At 68.8% G+C, this 3,364-nt stretch carries 2 protein-coding genes; both read left to right on the forward strand.

Features of this window, described 5'->3' with window-relative positions:
* Window positions 1-449 precede the first annotated feature (449 nt).
* The gene (locus tag FHD68_RS17985; protein ID WP_127898079.1) at window positions 450-1,862 is read left to right on the forward strand and encodes a phage portal protein; all 1,413 of its coding nucleotides are present in this window, start codon (window positions 450-452) and stop codon (window positions 1,860-1,862) included.
* Window positions 1,855-3,364 (forward strand): prohead protease/major capsid protein fusion protein (locus FHD68_RS17990; RefSeq protein WP_244297958.1); only part of this gene is annotated, 1,510 nt, incomplete at its 3' end. The genes FHD68_RS17985 and FHD68_RS17990, both read left to right, overlap by 8 nt.

The raw sequence follows: 3,364 nt of genomic DNA on the forward strand, positions 1-3,364 counted from the left end.
ATATCCATAATCAGAGGTGGCTCACTTCTCGATGGAAAACCCGGCTCAGTTCTGGGTGGAAATCAACAGTCAGTGAACCGAGAGCCGTTCTCCCGGCCATCAAGGAAGTCCTCAGCAATTACCAACAGTGCGTATACGTTCCCCAGTGACCTACGAGCCTTGGCTCCGCGGTTTGCCGCCCTCGTCTTTCTCTCTAGGTATCTGAACAGCAGGGCTTCAGAACGCAGTCCTCGACGCGCAGCGAGCACGGCCACAAACGATTCGGGGTCGAGAAGTTCTAATGTTTCCATAACCGCTAGAAATATCTTCAGAACTTGCTCGCCACAAGAGAAGCAGTGGCGTTTGAGGATCACTCCCCACTTGCACCCCCATCAAGCGAGGGGGCAACGCCCACGTTTCCCAAACATTCCCAATAGCTTGAGGGTTCGTTTCAGGCGATTCTGTCGCCCATGCCGACGTTCCTCCATCGCCTTCTCGGCCTCGCGCGCGCTCGCGGCTTCGACGCTGCGGGTGGCGGGCGGCGTTGGGAGGGGGCGCGGACGGTCGACGGGCTGAACGCGACGATCCTGGCGGGCGCGACCACGGCGGCGCGGCGGGCCGGGAGTTATGCGCGCAACAACCCGTGGGTCGCGGCGGCGGTCGATAGCCTGGTCGGCAATGTCGTCGGCGCCGGGATCAAGCCGCAGTCCACCCATCCTGACAGGGCGGTGCGCGAGCGGCTCCAGGCGCTCTGGCTGCGCTGGACCGATCACGCCGCCCCGGACGGGCTGGCGGATTTCTACGGGCTGCAGGCCATGGCCGTGCGCGCGATGGTCGAGAGCGGCGAGAGTTTCGCCCGGCTCCGCGTAGCCAGCGACGCCACCGGCATCCCCCTTCACCTCGAGCTTCTGGATCGCGAGCAGGTTCCCATGGACCTGCACCGCGAGATCGGCGGCGGGGCGCGGATCCGTGCGGGCATCGAGTTCGATGCCGCCGGTCGCCGGGTCGCCTACCGGGTCTCGTCCTCCCGGCCGAGCGATCCGCTGGGGTCTCTCCGCATGGACCCGCTCCGCGTCCCCGCCGCCGATTGCCTGCACCTGTTCAAGCCGCTCGCGGCGGGCCAGCTGCGCGGGATCACCTGGCTCGCGCCGGTGCTGCTGCGGCTGCACGAGCTCGACCAGTTCGAGGACGCCGCGCTGGTCAAGGCCAAGGTCGCGGCGCTGTTCACCGGCTTCATCACCGATCCGGACGGCACGGCGGGCGGGCTCTCGGGCACCAATACCGGCGGCGCGCTAACCGTGGGCATGGAGCCCGGCAGCCTGATCCCCCTGCCGCCCGGCACCGACATCCGCTTCTCGAACCCGACCGAGCACGACGCCTACGCGCTGTTCGTGAAAAACCACCTGCGCGCTGTCGCGGCCGGGCTGGGCCTGCCCTACGAGCTGGTCTCGGGCGACCTCGAGGGCGTCACCTATTCCTCGATCCGCGCGGGGCTGATCGAGTTCCGTCGCCGCGTCGAGCAGCTGCAGCACAACGTGGTCGTCCACCTGTTCTGCCGCCCGGTCTGGGAACGGTTCGTGCGGCTGGCAGTGCTGACCGGCGATCTGCCCGCGCGGGACTTCGACCGGAACCCGGAAGCCTACCTGGGGTGCGAATGGCTGCCGCCGAAGTTCGACTACGTCGATCCGATGAAGGACGTGCAGGCCGAGATCATGGCGATCGGCGCGGGGCTGAAGAGCCGGTCCCAGGCGATCTCCGAGCGCGGCTACGACGCCGAACAGGTGGATGCCGAGATCGCCGCGGACCGCGAACGCGCGATGGGGCTGGGGCTCGCCTTCGGCCAGACGGCCACGCCGCAGCAGAAGGAGGCGGCCGATGACTGATACCCACGATCTTCTCACTCGCCGCGCGACGCTGGCGCCCGCGACTGCCGACGCGGAGGCCCGCACCGTCGAGGTTGTCTGGTCCACCGGCGCGCCCGTGCGTCGCCGCGATATGGCGGGCCAGTACATCGAACGGCTCAGCCTCGATCCGCAGGCCGTGGACCTGTCCAGGCTGGAAGGCGCCAGCGTCCTCGATGCGCATCGCCAGACCGCGGTGCGGGACGTGCTCGGCTCCGTCCGCAGCGCCGCGGTAGACGGCAAGCGCGGCACCGCGCTCATCCAGTTTTCTGCCCGGCCCGAGGTGGAGCCGGTCTGGCAGGACGTGCTGGCGGGCATCCTGCGGCACGTCTCGGTCGGCTACTCGGTCGAGGATTGGGCCGAGACGACCGAGAACGGCGCGCGCGTGCTGACCGCCGTGCGCTGGACGCCCCACGAGATTTCCCTGGTGCCGACGCCCGCCGACCCCGGCGCCCATATTCGCATGGAGACAGAGATGACCGACACGACCACCCGAGAGGCCGCCGACACGGCGCCCAACACCGAGACCCGCGCCGCGACGAACGCCGAGATCCGATCCATCGCCAGCATCGCCGGGCTGGACCAGTCCTGGATCGACGGCCAGATCGATGCGAACGCCGATCCCGACACCGCCCGCCGCGCCGCCTTCGAGGCGCTGGCGAAGCGCAGCGCGCCCGCGATCCGCACCGAACAGGTTCGCGTCGAGATGGGCGAGAGCTACGACGACCCCGCCCTGCGCGCCCGCCAGATGGGCGAGGCGCTCTATGCCCGGATCAACCCGCGCCACGAGCTTTCCGAGCCCGCCCGGCGCTACGCCTATTCCACGCCCGTGGACATGGCGAAGGAGCTGCTGACCCTGCGCGGCGAGTCGACAATGGCGCTGTCGCCGGCGAGCCTCGTGACCCGCGCGCTGCACACCACCTCCGACTTCCCGATCATCCTCGGGGACACAGTGGGCCGGGTGCTGCGTGACGCCTATCAGGCCGCACCCTCGGGCATCCGCCGCCTTGGTCGCCAGACCACGGCGCGGGACTTCCGCGCGGTGAACAAGATCATGCTGGGCGAGGCGCCGCTGCTGGAGAAGCTGAACGAGCACGGCGAGATCAAGGCCGGGACCATGGCCGAGGCGCGTGAGGCCTACAAGGTCGAGACCTGGGCGCGGAAGATCGGAGTCACGCGGCCGGTGCTGGTGAACGACGATCTTGGCGCCTTCTCCGACCTCGCCCGCCGCATGGGCCAGGCCGCGGCCGAGACCGAGGCGCGGATCCTCGTCACCCTCCTCGAGGCGGGCAGCGGCAACGGCCCGACCATGTCGGACGGCAAGACGCTGTTCCACGCCGACCATGGCAACAAGGCGGGCACCGGCGCGGTGATCTCTGACTCGACGCTGTCCGCAGCGCGGCTGGCGCTGCTGACCTGCCACGGGTCTTTCATCCAGCCGCGACCGGAGTCCAAGGGTTGTTTACGCCGATTGGCGCAGGTTG

Source organism: Paracoccus marcusii (genome assembly GCF_006151785.1).
GTDB classification, from domain to species: domain Bacteria; phylum Pseudomonadota; class Alphaproteobacteria; order Rhodobacterales; family Rhodobacteraceae; genus Paracoccus; species Paracoccus marcusii.